This window comes from Fodinibius sp. SL11, assembly GCF_052060035.1.
Classification (GTDB): Bacteria; Bacteroidota; Rhodothermia; order Balneolales; family Balneolaceae; genus Fodinibius.
The window spans coordinates 137303-157220 of record NZ_JBPOEA010000003.1 but is presented as its reverse complement, the minus strand read 5'-3'; the positions used below and the strand labels follow the sequence as shown (position 1 = coordinate 157220).

The 19918-nt window shown below is 43.0% G+C and carries 15 protein-coding genes; 13 read left to right on the top strand and 2 right to left on the bottom strand.

Going from position 1 to position 19918, the window contains the following annotated elements:
* Positions 1-40: 40 nt before the first annotated feature.
* Together trxA and dnaE are read right to left on the bottom strand one after the other, a co-directional pair.
* On the bottom strand, positions 41-376 hold the full coding sequence (gene trxA, locus ACQ76V_RS06150) for a thioredoxin TrxA (protein ID WP_440999609.1): 336 nt from the start codon (positions 374-376) through the stop codon (positions 41-43).
* A 118-nt stretch (positions 377-494) separates the two neighbouring features.
* Positions 495-3977, bottom strand: coding sequence for a DNA polymerase III subunit alpha (gene dnaE / locus ACQ76V_RS06145; protein ID WP_440999608.1), 3483 nt, complete (start codon positions 3975-3977; stop codon positions 495-497).
* 163 nt (positions 3978-4140) lie between these two features.
* Between dnaE and ACQ76V_RS06140 the strand changes: the two genes are divergently transcribed.
* The 13 genes from ACQ76V_RS06140 to ACQ76V_RS06080 all read left to right on the top strand — a co-directional run bounded on the left by ACQ76V_RS06140 (position 4141) and on the right by ACQ76V_RS06080 (position 19903).
* Entirely contained in the window at positions 4141-5793 is a 1653-nt protein-coding gene (locus tag ACQ76V_RS06140; protein WP_440999607.1) for a CTP synthase, read from the top strand.
* A 15-nt stretch (positions 5794-5808) separates the two neighbouring features.
* Positions 5809-6270: an NUDIX domain-containing protein gene (locus tag ACQ76V_RS06135; protein ID WP_440999606.1), complete on the top strand. Its 462-nt coding sequence runs from the start codon at positions 5809-5811 to the stop codon at positions 6268-6270.
* 93 nt (positions 6271-6363) lie between these two features.
* The gene (locus tag ACQ76V_RS06130) at positions 6364-8040 is read left to right on the top strand and encodes an amidohydrolase (RefSeq protein WP_440999605.1); all 1677 of its coding nucleotides are present in this window, start codon (positions 6364-6366) and stop codon (positions 8038-8040) included.
* A gap of 19 nt (positions 8041-8059) precedes the next feature.
* Positions 8060-9730 (top strand): NAD+ synthase, encoded by a 1671-nt coding sequence (locus tag ACQ76V_RS06125; protein ID WP_440999604.1) that lies wholly within the window; start codon positions 8060-8062, stop codon positions 9728-9730.
* 61 nt (positions 9731-9791) lie between these two features.
* Positions 9792-11783, top strand: coding sequence for a LysM peptidoglycan-binding domain-containing protein (locus ACQ76V_RS06120; RefSeq protein ID WP_440999603.1), 1992 nt, complete (start codon positions 9792-9794; stop codon positions 11781-11783).
* 11 nt (positions 11784-11794) lie between these two features.
* Entirely contained in the window at positions 11795-13438 is a 1644-nt protein-coding gene (locus ACQ76V_RS06115) for a S41 family peptidase (protein ID WP_440999602.1), read from the top strand.
* A 2-nt stretch (positions 13439-13440) separates the two neighbouring features.
* Positions 13441-14280 carry a PHP domain-containing protein gene (locus ACQ76V_RS06110; RefSeq protein ID WP_440999601.1) on the top strand — a complete coding sequence of 280 codons (840 nt, stop codon included), beginning with the start codon at positions 13441-13443 and terminating at the stop codon, positions 14278-14280.
* Between the two features lie 3 nt (positions 14281-14283).
* Positions 14284-14760 (top strand): 6,7-dimethyl-8-ribityllumazine synthase, encoded by a 477-nt coding sequence (ribH, locus tag ACQ76V_RS06105; protein WP_440999600.1) that lies wholly within the window; start codon positions 14284-14286, stop codon positions 14758-14760.
* Between the two features lie 71 nt (positions 14761-14831).
* Positions 14832-15659 carry an isoprenyl transferase gene (locus ACQ76V_RS06100; RefSeq protein ID WP_440999599.1) on the top strand — a complete coding sequence of 276 codons (828 nt, stop codon included), beginning with the start codon at positions 14832-14834 and terminating at the stop codon, positions 15657-15659.
* 140 nt (positions 15660-15799) lie between these two features.
* Positions 15800-18190 carry an outer membrane protein assembly factor BamA gene (bamA, locus tag ACQ76V_RS06095; RefSeq protein WP_440999598.1) on the top strand — a complete coding sequence of 797 codons (2391 nt, stop codon included), beginning with the start codon at positions 15800-15802 and terminating at the stop codon, positions 18188-18190.
* A gap of 92 nt (positions 18191-18282) precedes the next feature.
* Complete coding sequence (locus tag ACQ76V_RS06090) at positions 18283-18738, top strand: OmpH family outer membrane protein (RefSeq protein WP_440999597.1); 456 nt, start codon at positions 18283-18285, stop codon at positions 18736-18738.
* A 58-nt stretch (positions 18739-18796) separates the two neighbouring features.
* Positions 18797-19333, top strand: coding sequence for an OmpH family outer membrane protein (locus tag ACQ76V_RS06085; RefSeq protein WP_440999596.1), 537 nt, complete (start codon positions 18797-18799; stop codon positions 19331-19333).
* 18 nt (positions 19334-19351) lie between these two features.
* Positions 19352-19903, top strand: coding sequence for an OmpH family outer membrane protein (locus ACQ76V_RS06080; protein WP_440999595.1), 552 nt, complete (start codon positions 19352-19354; stop codon positions 19901-19903).
* Positions 19904-19918 lie beyond the last annotated feature (15 nt).

Below are 19918 nucleotides of genomic sequence, written 5' to 3'. Positions count from 1 at the left end.
AACTTCATCGCCTTTTAAATAGGATAAATTTAGCCTGTTGTTAATTGGTAACCTGGGCTTCCAATTGTTTTTTAAGCTGAGCTTTAGGCACAGCTCCAACAATTTGATCAACCACTTCGCCATTTTTGAAAATTAACAGCGATGGTATGCTTCGGATACCATACTTGGTAGAAGTTTCAGGATTTGAGTCCACATCTACTTTGCCAACTTTGGCTTTTCCTTCAAACTCACCAGCCAGCTCTTCTACAACAGGGCCAACCATCTTGCAAGGGCCACACCATTCTGCCCAAAAATCTACCAGTACAGGTTTGTCAGAATCAGCATTGATGACTTCATCTTCAAATGAATCGTCAGTTAATTCTATTGCTTTACTCATAATCTTATCTTCATTAATTGTTATTTATATAGCCTTCAATACAACGATACCAATATCGGATAATCTTATCCAATTATCACATCATTTCTTACTATAGAACGCATTATCAAAATTTATCTTACCTGCCATTCCCATTATAGCGATTAAGTTCCACTGCATCTTTTCCAACGATGGATTTGAGTCCATCCAGCAGCTCTTCATTGGGATCAATTACAAACTTGCGCACGTGCATGGCAAATGGACGTTTGGCTTCACTACTTAACACATTAAAACGCACATTGGTTTCTCCCTGATTCTCTTTGAAGAGCTTTGCCATCTGCTCCAGATCACTCGTATCAATATAATTAGTGTCAATATCCAGCTTTAGTTCAATCTGATCCTGATATTTCTCACGCATGCTTTCAATACGTTCAAAACCATTGGCAATAACCTGCAATTTTCCGCGGGATGAATCAAAGTTACCATCAACGACCACACGAGTATCTTCTTGAATCATACCCAGGCAGCGATCATAAACCTCATTAAATGTAACAACTTCCACCTTGCCATTTCGATCTTCCATCTCAAGGAAAGCAAAAGGTCGCCCTTTTTTGTCGGTCACGCGATTTACTTGTGTAATGATACCGGCTACGCGCACTTCTGTACCGTCGTTAAGTTGATTCAGCTCTTCCGAATCAAGGGTATGCGAGCAAAACATATTTACATCCTCTTGGAATTTATCCAGCGGATGACCGCTCAGGTAAAAACCAATGAGCTCGCGTTCTTTATTGAGCCGCTCAATATTTGACCACTGTTGTACGGGTTCCAGCTTAGGCTCGTCAATCGCTGAAGCATTACCTCCATCGCCGCCAAACAAATCAGATTGATTGGAGTTTTCCATCTCCTGAACACGCGATCCGTAGCTGAGCAAGATCTCCATGTGTTGGAGCAGTTGTCGCCGATTGGGGTTCAACTCATCAAAAGCTCCGGCCTGGAAAAGACTTTCCAGTGTTCTCTTATTACAAACGCTGGAATCAACGCGGCGTGCAAAATCATAAATGGATTCAAACTTGCCGTTTTCTTCTCGCTCCTTCACAATTTCTTCTACCACATTAGAGCCTACCCCTTTAATAGCCTCCATGCCGTACTGAATGCGACCGTCAACAGCCACAAACTTACCCTGGCCGCTATTTATATTGGGAGCATCCACGGTAATACCCATACGATTACACTCCTCAATAAACTTCGAGACCTTGTCGATGTCACCCATGTTATGGCTGAGCACCGCTGCCATATATTCAGACGGGTAATTGGCCTTAAAAAAGGCTGTCTGATAGGCCACCACGGAATAGGCCGCTGAGTGTGATTTGTTAAAGCCGTAGTTGGCAAACTCAGCCATAATATCGAAGAGTTCCTCGGCCTTCTCTTCGGAGACCCCATTTTCGATCGCACGCTCAGTAAAAATAGCGCGCTGTTCATCCATTACCTTTTTCTTCTTCTTGCCCATCGCTCGTCGCAGCAAGTCAGCTTCACCGAGTGAGTAGTTGGCAATTTTCTGAGCGGCCTTCATAATCTGCTCCTGATAAATCATAATACCGTAGGTCGGCTCCAGGAGTTCTTCGAGATCGGGATGTGGATATTCGACCTCTGTACGTCCGTGTTTGCGATCGATATACTCGGGAATAAACTGCATGGGGCCCGGACGATAAAGTGCGTTCATCGCAATAAGGTCATCCAGCTCCGTCGGTTTCAGCTGCTGAAGGTATTTCCGCATTCCGTCCGACTCAAACTGGAAGGTGCCAACCGTATTTCCTTTCTGATACAGTTCAAACGTCTTTTCATCATTCTCGGGTATCTCATCCAGCTCGTAGTGAATGCCGTGATTTTTCTCAACGTACTTAATAGATGTTTTGAGGATAGATAAAGTTTTGAGCCCAAGAAAATCCATTTTTAACAAGCCACACTCCTCAGCGTGCGGTCCGTCGTACTGGGTAATTAATTCCTTATCCTTAGATAGCGCCACCGGTACGTATTCACTAATTTCGCCCGGTGCAATAATGACCCCCGCTGCATGGATACCTGTTTGTCGTGCCGACCCTTCAAGCGTTCGTGCAAAACGCATCATTTTTTGCACTTGTGGGTCGGGATGATCAAAAAGTTGTTTAATATCTTTGGCCGACTCTGGGTTTTTCGAGGGATTCAGAACCTTATCAAAGGTATTAACGCCGGGCTGATCAGGAAACAGTTTGGTAATGCGGTTGACTTCCTCCAGAGGAACGCCCAGCACTCGTCCCACATCACGGATGGCCGTTTTGGCTTTCATCGTGCCGTAGGTAACGATTTGTGCTACTTTTTCCCGACCGTACTTTTCTACAACATAATCGATCACTTCCTGTCGGCCACTATCGTCAAAGTCGATATCGATATCCGGCGGACTTACCCGCTCGGGATTCAGAAAACGCTCAAACAGCAGATCATGCCGCATGGGATCCACATTTATAATCCCCAAACAGTAGGCCACAACTGAGCCTGCGGCAGAACCACGTCCGGGCCCAACGAATACGTCCCGATTACGAGCTTCGGTGGTAAAGTCCTGGGTGATAAGGAAGTATCCGGAAAAATCCATCCGGCTGATGATGCCAAGCTCCTGTTCGATACGTTCGCTAATCTCTTGGGTGATTTCCCCGTACCTTTCCTTAGCTCCCTCATAGGTCATATGCCTTAGGTATTCATCCATCGAACCAAACTGGTCGGGGATGCTATAGTGCGGCAGAAGCAGCTCTGAGCTCAGATCAATATTATCAACCTTCTCGATAATTTCATTGGTATTATCTATAGCCTCGGGGAGATCACTGAACAACTCCTCCATCTCCTCGGGCGTTTTCAGGTAGAAATCGGTATTCAGGTTGTTGTTATCATCCGTAAAGCGAAATCGGTTGGGATCGTTAATATCGGCATTGGTCTGCAGGGCCAGCAGAATATCATGGGCTTCGGAGTCCTCTTCGTTTACATAGTGACAATCATTCGTGGCCACCATTTTCACATTGTATTCCTTCGACCATTTGACCAGAGTTTCATTACAGTGGTCTTGATCATTGAGCCCGTGCCGTTGTAGCTCAATGTAATAATCATCCCCAAATACATTCAAATACCACTCAAAAAGGGCGCGTGCCTCTTTTTCACTCTTATTGATGATCGTCTGATTAATTTCACTGGCAATACAACAGGTGGTGGCAATAAGTCCTTCAGAATGCTCGGCCAGCGTCGGCTTATCAATACGCGGCTTGTAATACATGCCCTCGGTGTAGCCCAGCGAACACAATTTAGATAGGTTTTTGTAGCCCGTCATATTTTTAGCCAGAAGAACCTGGTGGTATCGGGTACGATCTTTCTTGTCTTCCATCCCCGACGGGGTAATATAAAACTCGCAGCCGATAATAGGCTTTACGTCATGCTTGTTGGCCGTATTGACAAATTCAGGTACCCCAAACATATTACCGTGATCGGTAATAGCGATCCCGGGCATACCGTGTTTTTTGGATTTCTTAATCAGCTGCTCGATGCTCGCGGCACCATCAAGCATACTAAACTGCGTGTGATTATGAAGGTGTGAGAAATTCATTGAGGAGGCTTTTCTGTTGATCCTTAGATTGGAATAATAATACTATTCCTGACCGACAAAATTAAGCAGTATTTCGGGATTAATTTAAAAAATCACTTATTCGCATTTGAATGCTGAGCGGAAACATTCTATTTTTAGTTTTACCTAATCAAACTGATCTGATATGTCCACCAAGTATATCTTCGTAACGGGCGGAGTTACATCTTCACTGGGAAAGGGAATTATTTGCGCATCGCTGGGTCGTCTGTTGGTTGCACGCGGTTTGAGCGTGACGGTACAGAAGTTGGATCCATATATTAATGTGGACCCCGGCACGATGAACCCCTACGAACACGGAGAGGTTTATGTAACCGAAGACGGTGCAGAAACCGATCTCGATCTGGGGCATTACGAGCGTTTCCTGGATATCAAAACATCCCAAGAAAACAATGTAACGACCGGACGTATTTATAACGACGTTATTTCTAAAGAACGTCAGGGGGCCTACCTGGGAAAGACCGTGCAGGTTATTCCGCATATCACCGATGAGATTAAGTCGCATATTGTTGAACTGGGTGAATCCGGGGATTACGATGTAGTGATTACCGAGATTGGCGGTACGGTGGGCGATATTGAAAGTCTCCCTTATATTGAGGCTGTTCGTCAGCTTCGGTACGATGTGGGACGTCAAAATACGCTTTCTATTCATTTAACGTTGGTACCATATCTATCGGCAGCGCGTGAGCTAAAAACGAAACCCACACAGCACTCGGTAAAAACACTTTCCGAAAGTGGATTGCAACCTGATATTATTGTAGCACGATCGGAATACGAGCTGGATGATACCATCCGTAATAAAATTGCCCAGTTCTGTAACGTGGAGTATGATGATGTAATCGCGTCGCTGGATGCTGAAAGTATTTACCAGGTTCCATTTTTGATGCAGGATGAAGGACTTGATGAGCGGGTAATTGAAAAGCTGAAGCTTGAAGCCGGTGATCCGGATTTAGAACGGTGGAAGGGTTTTGTTGAGGCCATTCGTAATCCATCCACCGAAATAACCATCGCCCTTGTCGGTAAATATGTGGAGCATCACGATGCTTATAAATCTATAGTGGAAGCGCTGATTCACGGAGGGGCGGTTAACGATTGTGAGGTAAATATTCGGTGGCTGCAATCCGATGATTTGACAGCTGAAAATATTAGTTCCAAACTGGAAGGCATATCCGGTGTATTAGTGGCCCCGGGATTTGGGGGGCGCGGTATCGACGGCAAGTTGGCTGCTGCTAATCATTCCCGCAAAAATGATATCCCATACCTTGGGATTTGTCTGGGTATGCAGTGTGCCGTAATCGAATTTGCACGCAATGTATGTGGATGGGAAACAGCCAACAGTACGGAGTTTGATGAAGACACGGAGTATCCGATTATTGACCTGATGCCGGATCAAAAAAATATAGAAGACAAAGGCGGTACGATGCGGTTAGGGCTTTATGATTGCAAGATCAAAAAAGGTTCTAAAGCATATGAAGCGTATGGCGAAGAACTTGTAAAGGAGCGTCACCGTCACCGTTACGAAGTGAATAACAATCTGCGCTATAAATTGGTGGAAGATGGAATGGATCTGGTCGGTTTTAATCCTGAGCGCGATCTTGTGGAAATTGTAGAAATACCCGATCATCCCTGGTTTGTGGGAGTACAATTTCATCCCGAATATTGCTCGACGGTAAATAATCCTCAGCCGCTGTTTGTGGATTTTGTAAAGTCTGCCCTCGAACATGCCAAAGAGCATGATTTAAGTGTGCCGGTAAAACGAAAAAAAGTGGTTATTGATTAAAAAAAGAGGTCGGCTATGTCTTTGGATCAGGGATTTATTAATAAGTTACGAGTACGTATTTGCGGATTACTGATTCAAAATGATGAAGTTTTATTGGCACAGATTCATTCTCCTATTACCGATAAGTTGGTTTGGATGCCTCCGGGTGGCGGACTTACTTTCGGCGAACCGATGAAGGATTGTTTGAAACGGGAGTTTAAAGAGGAAACCAATCTTTCGGTCGAAGTCCACGAGTTGATACATGTGAATGAGTTGTTGCGTAAGCCGTATCATGCTGTGGAGTGCTTTTTCGAAGTCAAAAAAACAGGCGGCGACGAAAAGCTCGGCAAAGATCCGGAGTTATCTTGGGATCGCCAGCTGCTACACGATTTAGAATGGATTCCTCTCAATAAATTAAAAGAGATAGAGTTTGCCCCTTCCGGACTTGAAGAAAAACTCCAGCATTGGGATCAACGGTTTAAGTATCCTGTATTCTAAGACTCTTTATCAGTTAGGATAGATAATCCGTTTTTTAATCCTAATGGTATTGTCATAAATTTAGAAGCTTAATTTTTAACTGCATCTGTTCTTATGTTCAATCTTCGCCTTCCAGTTATAGCTATTTTGTGTGTGGCCTTTGTAGGATATTCGTGCCAAAGTAATCAAAGTCCGAAAACTACAGTGATCCAAAATGTGAAAGGATATACCTTTTATGACGGTGATCTGATGCAGTTTGGGGCACTTGAGTTCAAAGACGGTAAAGTAGTAGATGTTTATAGTGATACTACCTTCACTGACGATGCTTCTACTGAGGTTATAGACGGCGAAGGAAAGTTTATGCTGCCCGGTCTAATTGATGCTCATGCGCATGTGATGGGATTAGGCAATATGCTTATGAATGTAGATTTGATGGGGATTAAATCCCTGGATAAAGCTTTGGCACATATCGAGGAATATGCTGCTGAAAACCCAAATTTAAATTGGATTGAGGGACGAGGTTGGAATAATACGCATTGGGGGGATGGCGATTTTCCCACGGCCAAAGATCTCGATGAGGTCGTAAGCGATCGTCCCGTTTGGTTGAGTCGGGTTGATGGTCATGCCGGCTGGGCAAATAGTAAGGCGATGGAAATAGCCGGTATTACTGCAGAGACCAAATCCCCTGAAGGAGGAAAAATAATACGTGATGAAAACGGAGAGCCTACGGGTGTTTTTGTAGATGAAGCTGAACAACTTGTTAATTCGCATATTCCTGAGTCAACAGCTGAGGAACAACAGATGGCATTGGAATTGGCATTGGAACGGATGCGCAGCAAAGGAATGACAAGTGTTCATGACGCCGGAACTTCATTACAAACCTGGCAGCTTTATAAAAAATTCGCTGATGAAGGTAATTTATCCACACGCATTTATGCGATGATCAGTGGTGCCGGCGATACCTTTGATGAGCTTGCTAAGAATGGTCCCATTACGTCATACGCGGAGGATCGGCTGGCATTGCGAAGTGTGAAAATTTATGGTGATGGTGCATTGGGGAGTCGTGGGGCGGCTATGCTGGAGCCTTATGCCGATGATCCCGGGAATACCGGATTGTTGTTCCACTCCCAAGAGGAAATGAACCAGATGGTGTTAAAAACGATGTCAAATGGATTCCAAACTAATATCCATGCTATCGGGGATGCAGCCAACCGGCAAGTATTGAATGCGTTTGAAAATGCAAAGGATAGCCTCGGTGAACAGGGGCTTCGAAACAGGGTTGAACATGCACAGATTGTTTCTCAGCAAGATATACCTCGGTTTAATGAGTTGAATATTATTGCTTCTATGCAGCCGACTCACGCTACCAGTGATATGAATATGGCAGAAGATCGGGTGGGCTCTGAACGAATACAGGGCGGTTATGCCTGGAAAACATTTGTTGATCAGGGCACAACTGTAGCTGGTGGATCAGATTTTCCGGTGGAACATGTGAATCCTTTTTTTGGTTTATATTCAGCGATAACACGGCAAGATCATCAAGGGAATCCCGAAGGCGGTTGGTATCCATCTGAACGTTTAACGCGTGAGCAGGCCCTCCGTTCGTTTACGCTGGATGCGGCTTACGCAGCCCATCAGGAGGATATAATTGGTAGTTTAGAGCCGGGTAAGTGGGCTGATTTTATTCTTGTAGATCGCGATTTTTTCGAAGTTCCTGAAATTGAGATCTGGCAAACAAAAGTGCTCGAAACCTGGATCGCGGGCAAAAAAGTATATTCTGCAGACGAATAAATAGGGTAATTATTGGTTTATGATCATCCGTTTAGAACAGTTAAATCCAACTATCGGTGATATCAGTGGAAATATTTTGCTGATAGAACAGGCCATGGCTAAAGCTGAAGCGGACAAGGTGGACTTGCTTGTGTTGCCGGAATTAGTGGTTTGTGGATACCCACCAATGGATTTGATTGAACGTCAAGCATTTCTGGATACGATCTATCAGGCGAATGATAGAATTGTAACAAATTCAGCTGATACGGCTGTTTTGTTTGGGACGGTTACGCCCAATAATAGCACCGGACGAAAATGTTTTAACAGTGCTCTATTAGCACACCGGGGGGGGAAGATAACAGAAGTCCATAAAACCCTGTTACCCACCTATGATGTGTATGACGAACTGCGCTATTTTGAGCCAAACGATGTATTCAAGTGCATTGAGTTCAAGGGGGCAAAAATCGGGATTACGGTCTGCGAAGATATCTGGTATAATTTTGAGCTTCCTTATTTGACATATGATATAAATCCTGCTAACGAGTTGGTAGAGCGCGGAGCAGAAGCAATATTTAATCTTTCTGCATCACCATACGCCCGAAATAAACCGCGGAGTCGTCAAAAAATGTTGCAACAGCATGTTGAAAGATTAGATGTTCCCATTTTTTATGCGAACCAAGTAGGTGGAAATACGGAGTTAGTTTCAGATGGTGATTCGATGGCTTTGAACAGTGATGCAGAAATAGTTGGACGGGCGCCCCTTTTTGAAGAGAGCCATATTGATCTTCACTGGCAAGCTGAGGACGATTCATTAGAAAATGTAGGTCCGACACCGGCCGAAGTACCGGACAAGATTGTCCAGATGTTTAACGCTTTGAAATTGGGGTTGAAAGATTATCTCAACAAAACAGGTATTGCTGATGATGTGGTATTAGGATTAAGTGGTGGGATTGATTCTGCATTGGTTGCCGCTATTGCAACGGAAGCGTTAGGAGCACAAAATGTAGTTGGAATGACCATGCCTTCAGAATTTTCATCAGAAGGAAGCGTTACTCATTCACAACAGCTGGCTAAAAATCTTGGTTTAGAATTTCATGAGATTGCCGTTAAAGATATTTATGATCAGTTTAATCATGCCCTTAAGCCACTTTTTGAAGGTTTGGCTTTTGGGATAGCCGAAGAAAATCTACAACCCCGTATTCGTGGTACACTGTTAATGGCCTATTCTAATAAGTTTGGCAATATGCTTTTAAATACCGGCAATAAATCTGAACTGGCTACGGGATATTGCACTTTATATGGCGATATGGCCGGTGGTTTGGGGGTAATAGCAGATCTCTATAAGTTGGAAGTGTATGAAATGGCTCGCTGGTTAAATGAAGAATATTACGGTGAAGAAGTTATTCCCGTAGATATTATTAATAAACCTCCAAGTGCCGAATTACGTCCAGACCAAAAAGATGCTGATAGTTTGCCAAAATATGATATTTTAGATCCTATTCTGGAGGCTTATATTGAAAAGCAGTTGTCGGTTACAGAAATTGCCGAACAGGGTTTTGATATTGAGAGAGTTCAAGAGATTGTTTCGTTGGTTGATCGCAATGAATATAAACGGTTCCAAGCGGTTCCGGCCCTAAAGGTCAGTGATAAGGCTTTTGGGACGGGGAGGCGATGGCCGTTGGTTCAGCGTTGGACAAACAATCGAAATTGACGTTATTGTAAAGAGCGTTAGAAGCATATAGAACAAATTTAACTTTATATTGAAGAAATCCATGCATAATAAGCTACAGCTTTTACTTGTTATCATTTTAATTGTAGGCGTATATCCGGCATTGGCCCAGCAGCAGAGTGAAGAGATACAATTGAAAGAATCTCCGCTGCCTGCCAAACTGCTTCCCTATAATAATCCAATGTTACCGGATGAGGATTTTGCCCGGGATGATGCCCGGCCGGAAACTGAGCTTGATGACTTTCAGAAAGATCTCATGCGACGCATAGCTGATATTTACCGTATGCATGTAAACGCGATTGAGGCGCAGGTTCAGGATGATCCGTTAAGTGCCGAAACACATATTACTGACGCTCTTAATGCTATGCAAAATCTTTTGGATACCTATCCTGAGGTACAATCTAACAAGCGATTTAGTGCGTTGTATCGATCGGTAATGACGGAATATCGTGAGTTTTATGGCGTGCAAGATTCTTCTAAAGAGGTGAAGGGGGAAATTTTCGCCATCCAAAAAGAGCTGTACTCCGGCGATGATGAGTGGATGAAAGAGGGGTATGTGCTTCCGGATAATATTACAACCCCTAAAACCGAAGTGCCACTTGTGCAAAACCGCCAGGTCAATCGTCATTTGATGTATTATACGCTGAAGCGTCCTGAAGTAATGGAAACGTGGCTGACGCGTACCAAGAAGTATTTTCCAATGATGGAGAAGATATTTAAGGAAGAAGGGGTGCCAACTGAATTAATTCATCTTGCAATGGTAGAAAGTGGGTTAAATCCCCAGGCTCGAAGCTGGGCATCAGCCGTAGGGATGTGGCAGTTTATTCGGGCAACTGGCTCGATGTATGGGCTCGAAGTTAATTGGTGGATTGATGAACGGCGCGATCCGGAAAAAGCAACCCGGGCTGCGGCACGACATTTAAAAGATTTATACAATATTTGGGGCGATTGGCACTTGGCAATTGCCAATTATAATATTAGTCCACGTGGTTTGAAAAGAGCCATTCGGGCAGCCGGTGAAGAAGATTATTGGGCTGCATTGCCTTATTTGCCACGTGAAACCCAGGGGTATGTGCCTGGTTTTATTGCAGCAACAATGATCGAGATGAATCCCGAACAATTTGGATTTACCGGAAGATACCAGTCGGAAGAATATAACTATGAAGTTTTTGAAGTGGCTCCGTTGATGCCGCTTGATGCTTTGGCTGATGCTGCGGGTATTTCTACAGAGAAATTGAAAGATTATAATCCAGAGCTGCGACGCTGGGCTACCCCGCCGGGCAAGAGTTATCCGTTAAAACTGCCAACCGGTACGAAGGAGCAATTTGCCGCAAATTACGAAGACATCCCCAAAGAAAAACGTAGCCAGAATGTAGCCATGCATACGGTAAATAGGGGGGAAACTTTGGGGTATATTGCCAGAAAATATGGAACCTCGGTAAGGGCACTGTATGAAACGAATGAAAGTCTTTCGAACACTATTTATCCGGGCCAAAAAATTGTAGTACCCTTGGCGCCGGGCAGTGGTGAGAAAATAGCTGTTAACCGGCCCACCCATCAACCACGGGGAAATACTTCTACACAGCGGGGACGGTCTAAGTCAAAAGCACCGGCTAATTCTGCTAAGCTTACTTACGAGGTAAAAAGTGGTGATACGATTGGTCATATTGCGGAATGGTACGATGTTCGGGCTTGGCAAATACGTTCCTGGAATGGGAGCTCAAATTATATTCGTCCCGGACAGGATCTGACTATCTATGTTCCGCAAACGAAACGCTCCTATTATAGTCAGATCAATAGCATGTCGTTTAGTAAAAAGCAGGAGTTAGAGCAAGAACAACGCTCCGGCAAAGATATAACAGAAGCCTACTTGGCATCTGCCGGTGATGGGGGGCAAGTAACATATACGGTACAATCTAATGATACGCTTATTCAAATAGCCAACTCTTTTGGCGTATCGGTTAATCAGATCAAGCGGTTGAATAATCTCAACGGATCAAGAATTTATGTTGGTCAACAGTTGAAGATTAAATAGAATATTCTTCAATGAGCAAGATGAGGAAATTTTTAGTTGCCGGGTTGCTGGCGCTAACATCTTTAGCGCTTATAGGGGTGGCACGTAATCCGGATATTTATTTCCTCATCAAAAAGAACTTCACCATCTTCAGCGAGGTTTATCGGGAGATATCTTTGGAATATGTGGATGAGGTTGATCCTGAAAAGCTGATGCGAAAAGGGATTGATGCCATGCTGGAGTCGCTGGATCCCTACACTGTTATGGTTGATGAAGCCCAACAGCAAAATATGGAGATCATTAGCCGCGGGAGTTACGGGGGAGTAGGATTGGATGTCGGATTTCGAGATGGTCAAATTGTAGTTATTGCACCAATAGAGGGGTATTCTGCGTATCGGAAAGGTATTCGAGCAGGTGATGTAATTGTAGAGGTTGATGGCGTATCGGTTCGGGATTTGATGCCTGAAGAAGTGCAGGAGCTCATAAATGGAGAGCTGGGGTCGAACGTTACACTAACAATAGAACGGTATGGTCTCGAGAACCCGATTGAATTTGAGTTAGAACGCCAGCGGATTGAGGTGAAAAATGTAGCTTATGCAGGGTTGGTTGGGGATCCACGGGAGGTCGGCTATATCTTATTGAATCGATTTTCAAAAGGAGCAGCAGGCGAAGTTCGCCAGGCGATTGAGGATCTTACATCCGGCAATCAACTCGATGGGATGATTTTAGATCTTCGTAATAATCCAGGTGGATTGTTAGAAGAAGCGGTGGCAACAGTTGATAAATTTATTCCCCAAAATGAGATGGTCGTTGAAACGCGGGGCCGACAAAGCAAGCATAACAATTTATTTAAAACCCAAGAAACACCAGTTTTGCCCGATATGCCGTTAGTGGTGTTGCAAAATGGGGGGAGTGCCAGTGCGTCAGAGATTGTAGCCGGTGCTTTTCAGGATTTGGATCGGGCGGTAATTATGGGGGAGCAAAGTTTCGGTAAAGGATTGGTGCAGACTATTACTCAGCTTTCTTATAATACTGCTCTCAAGATGACGATTTCGAGATATTATATTCCAAGCGGACGTAGTATCCAATCGATAACCTACACGCATGATGATGACAACAGCGCGGTGCTGAAACCTGATTCGCTCCGCAAGGAATTTAAAACCCGCAATGGCAGAATCGTTTATGATGGTGATGGCATTGCACCGGATATCAACGTGGATGATCAAGAGCCATCATTATTAGTAACTTCACTCTTGAAGGAGAATCTGTTTTTCAATTTTGCCAACCAATATGCGTCAAAGCATGATAGTTTAGATGACTCATTAGGCTCTGATGAGTTATATAATCAATTTACTGCTTTTGTTTCTCAGGAAGATTTCCAGTATCAAACCCCATCCGAGCAACATTTGTCGAAAATTGATTCTTTACTTAATGGGATAGATGGCAAGGAACAGCTTCAGGAATTGGGAAAGATTATTGAAGAAAAAAAGAAGCGACAGTTTGAACAAGAACGATCTGATCTCGAAAAAAGATTATATTTGGAATTGATAGCCCGCTACAAAGGCCAGCAGGGTCAAGCAGCCGCATGGCTGCCCCACGACCAAGTAGTTAATCAAGCAATTACGATATTACGGAATAACGGACAGTATAATAGTATTTTAGCAGGATCTAATTAATAGTGGCTAAGGCAGATTTACACATTCATACAACGGCATCAGATGGACGTTCAACACCGCAGCAAATCGTCAACAATGCCCGGAAGCACAATTTGGAAATTATCTCTATCACCGATCACGACACTATTCGTGGATATCGCAAAGCCGAAGCAGCAGCAGAAGAGACGGACATAATCTTGCTGCCGGGCGTTGAGATTACCTCAGATTTTAATGGCCGGGAGTGCCACTTGCTTGCCTATTGTTTTGATCCTGATCATACCGTTATTACTCAGTTGTTAGCCCAGCATTATCGTTCTCGATTGGAGCGAGGAAAGTGGATTGTACATGAACTCTCAAAAAAAGGACTTGATGTTGATATCGACGAGGTTAAGGCTGAGGCAAACGGTAGTAATATCGGCCGCCCGCATATTGCTGCTGTACTTATTGATAAGGGATATGTTGCTTCTTTTAAGGAGGCCTTTATTCGTTATTTAAGTGATCAATCACTGGGCAGCATATATAATGAATATTATTCCCATCACAAGGTGATCGAAAGTGTAAAAAAGGCCGGGGGTGCGGTTGTGCTGGCACATCCTGGGAATTTATATTCTGAAGATGAACTTGAAGAACTTGTTAAGGCAGGGATTGATGGCATTGAGTTTATTCATCCAAGCCACGATTATGATCGGCAAAAACAGATAGAGGCATTTGCTGAAAAACACCAGTTATTGAAAACCGGAGGCAGTGATTTTCACGGCGGGGATAAAGATTATCAGAAATTTTTTGGAGTCGTCACTATTAATACCAAATATGTGCACCGGTTGATACGGTTGACTGATCAACGAAAAGCACTAAAAGTTTAAGTTATGGCAAATAATATTTTAGAGGGTGATACCGAAAATAATGAATTCAGAATTGGGATTGCTGTTGCGAAATGGAATTCTTTTATCACCGATGAATTGTTGGAAGGGGCTCTGAATACGCTCAAAAGTAAAGGGTTTGGTGACGAACAAATATTGATAGCTCGTTGTCCCGGAGCCTACGAACTGCCGTTTACAGCTCGAAAATTATTGGACCACACTGATGGCGTAATGACGCTGGGAGCTGTTATACGTGGAGATACGCCGCACTTTGAATATGTTTGTGATGCTGTAAATCGTGGTGTGACCGATCTTAATTTAAAAGGAAATAAGCCCGTGGTTTTTGGCGTTTTAACAACGGATAATGTAGCTCAGGCGCAGGAACGTTCTGGGCTGGAAGGGAATAAAGGAAATAAAGGAGCAGAAGCGGCACTTGCTCTTTTAGAAATGATTTCGGTGACTAAAAAATTTGAAGAATTATAATGCTTATAAGCTTGAAATAACGGGGATAAAACTCTAATATTGATAGCTTAATAAAACACGGGTATTACGCATTGAAACCAATTTCGCTGACAAATAAAGAACAGAATAGCAGTGACAAGGAGTCACAGTCCACGCTGATAGATCAGGGTGCAATTCCTGAGCATATTGCTATTATCATGGATGGAAATGGGCGTTGGGCTAAAAGTCGGGGTAATATCCGTTCCTATGGTCATAAGGTTGGCGTAGATTCGGTCCGGGATATTACAGAAGCTTGCGCACAAATTGGTGTTAAATACTTAACACTGTATGCTTTTTCGACGGAGAACTGGGGCCGACCCAAGATGGAAGTGAGTGCCCTGATGCGTTTGTTAGCTCGCTCACTGCGCAACGAGGCAGAAAATCTAAATGAAAATAATATTAAGCTCGAGACTATTGGACAGATCGATCGGTTCCCTAAAAACTGTCAGCGAGAATTACGCGAAGCGATTGATATGACCAAAGATAATGATCGGCTACAGTTATGTCTCGCACTTAGCTACTCGGGGCGATGGGATATTACCGAGGCAGTGAAAGAGTTAGCCCAGTCGGTTAAAGACGGTGAAGTTGATCCCGAAGAAATTGATGATGAGATAATAAGTGCTCACTTGTCAACGGCTGATATCCCGGATCCTGAACTAATTATTCGAACAAGCGGCGAATATCGCATCAGTAATTTTTTGCTATGGCAACTTGCGTATTCGGAATTATACATTACAGAAACATATTGGCCAGACTTTCGCCGAGATGAATTATATAAAGCCATCCAATCATTCCAACAACGAGAACGTAGATTTGGCAAAGTTTCTGAGAATGCGCAAAAGAAATCTTCAAGTCGATACGTTCAAGAGCTGACACCTTAACCTTTCATATAAATATCGTAAGCTCAATTTTGTTTCAACAACAAACCCACGTGAAGAAATTATTAGTTACTCTTTTCGTTCTCTGTTTTATCTATAATCCTGCTTTTTCTCAGGATACTTCCTTAAATATTGAAAACCCAATGAACAATCGACCCCAACAGTTCGAAGTGTTGGGGGTAGAGGTGGAGGGATTAACAACATCACGTGAGGAATTCGTGATTGGGACCAGCGGTTTGCAAGTTGGTACGCAAATCACCTTACCGGGTCAGGATTTATCAAGAGCTATTAAAAGCCTTCATAGAACAGGTTTATTTTCTGATGTTGAAATTTTGGAAACAGATCGTGAGCCGGGTGGTATTTATCTCAAAATTGTAGTCCAAGAACAGCCGCGGCTGGAACGTTTTGAGATACATGGTGCGAAACGATCAGATCGTAAAGATTTGGAGGAAAAAATAACCTTACTTCGGGGATATGCGGTTACTGAATCATCTTTAGCACAGGCAAAAAATACTATAAGGCGGTATTACAGAGATAAAGGGTATTGGTATACTAATATCGAAGTCCAAAAGTCTAAACCAGATACCGTTCGAAATCGGTTAACCGTTCATTTTAACATTGATCCGGGCAAAAGGTTAGAGGTTAAAGAAATTACGTTTGACGGTAATGAGCAGTTTGGTGACCGCAAGCTAAGAAAAGAACTTAGCGATATTTCTGAAGATCGCTGGTGGAAATTTTTCTCCAAAAAACTTTTTAAGGAAGAGGATTTTCAAACAGCTAAAGAAAATTTACGGAATTTCTACGGTGAACATGGATTTCTTGATTTCCGCATAACAAGCGATACTGTTCATACTTTTTCTTATACGCAACGTAGGTTGTTATTTCTGAAAACGCCCGCAGAAGGTATTAAAGTAAATATGACAGTTGATGAAGGTCCCCAATACAAAGTACGCGACATTACTTGGGAAGGGAATACCGTTTATACTGATGAACGACTTACTGAAGTGCTGGGCTTTGAAAAGGGAGATATCTTTGATCAGAAAAAATTCCAGGATAAGACAGAATTTTCTCAAGAAGGTACCGATATAACAAGTCTTTATCGGGATATAGGATACTTGTTTTTTAGAGTAGAGCCCGAAATTGAAGTTGTCGGGGAAGACTCTATAGATTTAAATATGAATATCTACGAAGATGAAATTGCATATATCAAGGAGGTTTCTTTCACAGGCAACAATAAAACGCACGATGATGTTGTCCGGCGAACGCTGCGAACAGTGCCGGGCCAAAAATACAGCCAACAAGCTATTGTAAGAACCATCCGTGAATTGGGACAGTTGGGATATTTCCGTCCGCAAGCGATTACACCGAATCTTTCGCCTGATCGCGAAAACCATACCGTAGATATTAATTATCAGCTTGATGAATCACAGAGTACAGATAACTTTGAATTCTCTGGCGGTTTTGGGGGGCAAGGTATTGGCCTCATTTTATCGGCGCGATTGAATTTCAACAACTTTTCTATCCAGCGTGCAATTAATGGAAAGGGATGGAACCCAATTCCATCGGGTGATGGTCAAAAACTGTCGCTGGGTGTGCAGGTAACCGGCAGTGGATACCAGAGTTATAGTCTCGGATTTCAAGAACCTTGGCTAGGCGGGAGACCGTTGTCACTGGGCGTAAATATGAGCTATGATTTAATCAGTTACCGAGGAAGTTCTTCTCGAAATGAATTACTTTCTGGTTCAGTCTCTCTCGGGAGGCGATTGAACTGGCCGGATGATTATTTTACGCACCGTTCTGTAATTTCGTATCAGTTGTATGATGTTGCCGGCGGCGCTTCATTCTTGGCAGAAGGAACCTCCAGTATTCTAAGTCTGAAGCAGGTGTTAGAACGTAATTCTGTGGATAACCCTATTGCGCCTTCAACAGGTTCGAAATTTAGTATCTCCGGCGAAATTGCGCCCCCATTCCCAGGCTTTTCACAGTTTTATAAGCTTAAAACGAAGTATCAGAACCATACAACCGTTGCCGGAAAATTAGTGATGACGAATACGGTTGAATATGGTTATTTGGGCTATCTCAGTGATAGTCAACGAAGCGACTTTCAACGCTTTAAGCTGGGCGGTACGCAAATGCAGCAGCGCCAGAGCTTTTTGGATGATAACATAGATCTTCGTGGTTTCCCGGGTGGACGAAACGGATCTATTTCACCAATACAGAATGGAGAACCCGTTGGGGGACGTTTATATACCAAGTATTCGTTTGAGCTCCGGTACCCTGCAATAACCGAGCAGCAGGCGCAGGTTCATCCTTATATGTTCTTTGATTCTGGGAATGCTTTTGCAAATACGCGGGAATTTTCACCCTTTGATGTAAAACGTTCTGTTGGTTTCGGAACGCGCATTTACCTGCCGATACTTGGATTGGTAGATCTTAGTTATGGTTATCGTCTGGATGGAATCCCCGTTCCGAACAACCCCATTCTGCCGGGCGAATGGCAGTTCCTGTTTAACATTGGAGCCCCTTTTGAATAGTGAAAAAACTGCTTTCACATAGTGTGATTGCCTGTTGTTTGCTGATAATTTTCGGCAGCACTGCAACGGCTCAGGATCAAAAGATTGGCTATGTGAATACCGATCAAATTTTGGGGCAGATGTCGGAATATCAGGGGATACAAGAACAATTGAGTACGTTCAGCTCAGAGTGGAATAAACAGTTGGATAATATGGAGCAGGAAATTGACCAACTGAAGGAAGATTTTGAAGCGAAAGAGATTTTATATACCGAAGAGCTTAAAAAACAGAAACAGCAGGAAATACAAAATAAAGTTCAGCAGCGCCAGCAGTATTTAGAAGAAAAATTTGGCGCCAAAGGAGAATATTTTCAAAAACAGAAAGAATTACTTGAACCCATTCAACGAAAAGTTTTTGAAGCAATAAATAAGGTGGCTAACGATCAAAATTTTGATTTTGTTTTTGATCGTTCCCAGAATTCAAACATGTTGTTTGGTCAACAAGAATGGAATTTAAATAAAGATGTACTACAAGAGCTTGGCATTACGTTAAATGAACCAAGCAATTGATAAAAATAGTTTTTATACTCACAGCCGAATAATTGAATCCTAAAGATAATTTGATCTGATGTTTAGAAAGTTAGCAAGTTTATTTTTTCTATTACTTTTTGTTATAAGTACATCGGCATTTGGACAACTGAACATAGGGTACCTTAATACCCAGGAAGTAATAAGTCAGATGCCTGAGCGCTCACAAATTGAGGAGGAATTGAACAGCTTTGTTCAGCAAAAGCGAGAAGAGTTGCAACAGAAAACAACAGAATTTCAAGATGCTGTAGCTGAATTTCAGCAGAATCAGGGAAATATGTCTGATTCTGAAATCCAGAAAAGAGAAAAGCAGCTCGCACAGATGGAATCGGAGATGACACAGTTTCGGCAGGGGCTTCAGCAACAGATTCAACAGCGGCGGGCTACACTGTTAGAACCTTTATACAATAAGATGGACGAAGCTATTAGCACTGTTGCGGAAAGAAATAACCTCGACTTTGTTATTAACGAGGCCACTGGCAATGGTGAAAATGTTATTTACTACGCTGCCAGTGAGAAAATGAATATTACTCAGCAAGTTTTACAATATATCAACGAAACATCTGACCAGAATTAATTGAAAACACATCATACTATGTTAAAACGAATACTATCGATATCGCTACTTTGTTTATTAGCTGTTGGCTTTACAGGCCTCACCACTGCACAGGCTCAAGGTCAACAAATGGAAATCGGTTATGTTGATCCCCAGTCTATATTGAATAAAATGCCTGAGATGAAGGCGGTTCAACAGCGTTTGCAAAACTTTATTGAACGCAAGCGGCAAGAATTCACTAATAAGCAACAAGACTTTCAACAGCAGCTTACGGAGTATCAACAGAAAGCTGATGTTATTAATGAGTCGGCTCGTCAGCGCGAAGAAGAACGCCTTGGCAAGTTGAATGCCGAGTTGCAGCAGTATCAAACACAGATTCAGCAAGAAATACAGCAGAAACAGCAAGAGTTAGTAGGTCCGCTTCTTGATCAGATTGACAACGCTGTTGGAACGGTTGCTGAAGATATGGGACTAACGTACGTGATTAATACGACCACCAGTCAAGGTGATATGATTATTCTTTACGCTTCTGATGAAGCTCAGGAAAAGTACAACATTACCAACCAGGTGATGCAGGAACTGGGCATTTAAGATTGCAAAAGTATT

Bases quoted from the DNA above. Each gene is read 5' to 3' on its own strand.
- trxA (WP_440999609.1), bottom strand. From the start codon at position 376: ATGAGTAAAGCAATAGAATTAACTGACGATTCATTTGAAGATGAAGTC.
- dnaE (WP_440999608.1), bottom strand. From the start codon at position 3,977: ATGAATTTCTCACACCTTCATAATCACACGCAGTTTAGTATGCTTGAT.
- ACQ76V_RS06140 (WP_440999607.1), top strand. From the start codon at position 4,141: ATGTCCACCAAGTATATCTTCGTAACGGGCGGAGTTACATCTTCACTG.
- ACQ76V_RS06135 (WP_440999606.1), top strand. From the start codon at position 5,809: ATGTCTTTGGATCAGGGATTTATTAATAAGTTACGAGTACGTATTTGC.
- ACQ76V_RS06130 (WP_440999605.1), top strand. From the start codon at position 6,364: ATGTTCAATCTTCGCCTTCCAGTTATAGCTATTTTGTGTGTGGCCTTT.
- ACQ76V_RS06125 (WP_440999604.1), top strand. From the start codon at position 8,060: ATGATCATCCGTTTAGAACAGTTAAATCCAACTATCGGTGATATCAGT.
- ACQ76V_RS06120 (WP_440999603.1), top strand. From the start codon at position 9,792: ATGCATAATAAGCTACAGCTTTTACTTGTTATCATTTTAATTGTAGGC.
- ACQ76V_RS06115 (WP_440999602.1), top strand. From the start codon at position 11,795: ATGAGCAAGATGAGGAAATTTTTAGTTGCCGGGTTGCTGGCGCTAACA.
- ribH (WP_440999600.1), top strand. From the start codon at position 14,284: ATGGCAAATAATATTTTAGAGGGTGATACCGAAAATAATGAATTCAGA.
- bamA (WP_440999598.1), top strand. From the start codon at position 15,800: ATGAACAATCGACCCCAACAGTTCGAAGTGTTGGGGGTAGAGGTGGAG.
- ACQ76V_RS06085 (WP_440999596.1), top strand. From the start codon at position 18,797: ATGTTTAGAAAGTTAGCAAGTTTATTTTTTCTATTACTTTTTGTTATA.
- ACQ76V_RS06080 (WP_440999595.1), top strand. From the start codon at position 19,352: ATGTTAAAACGAATACTATCGATATCGCTACTTTGTTTATTAGCTGTT.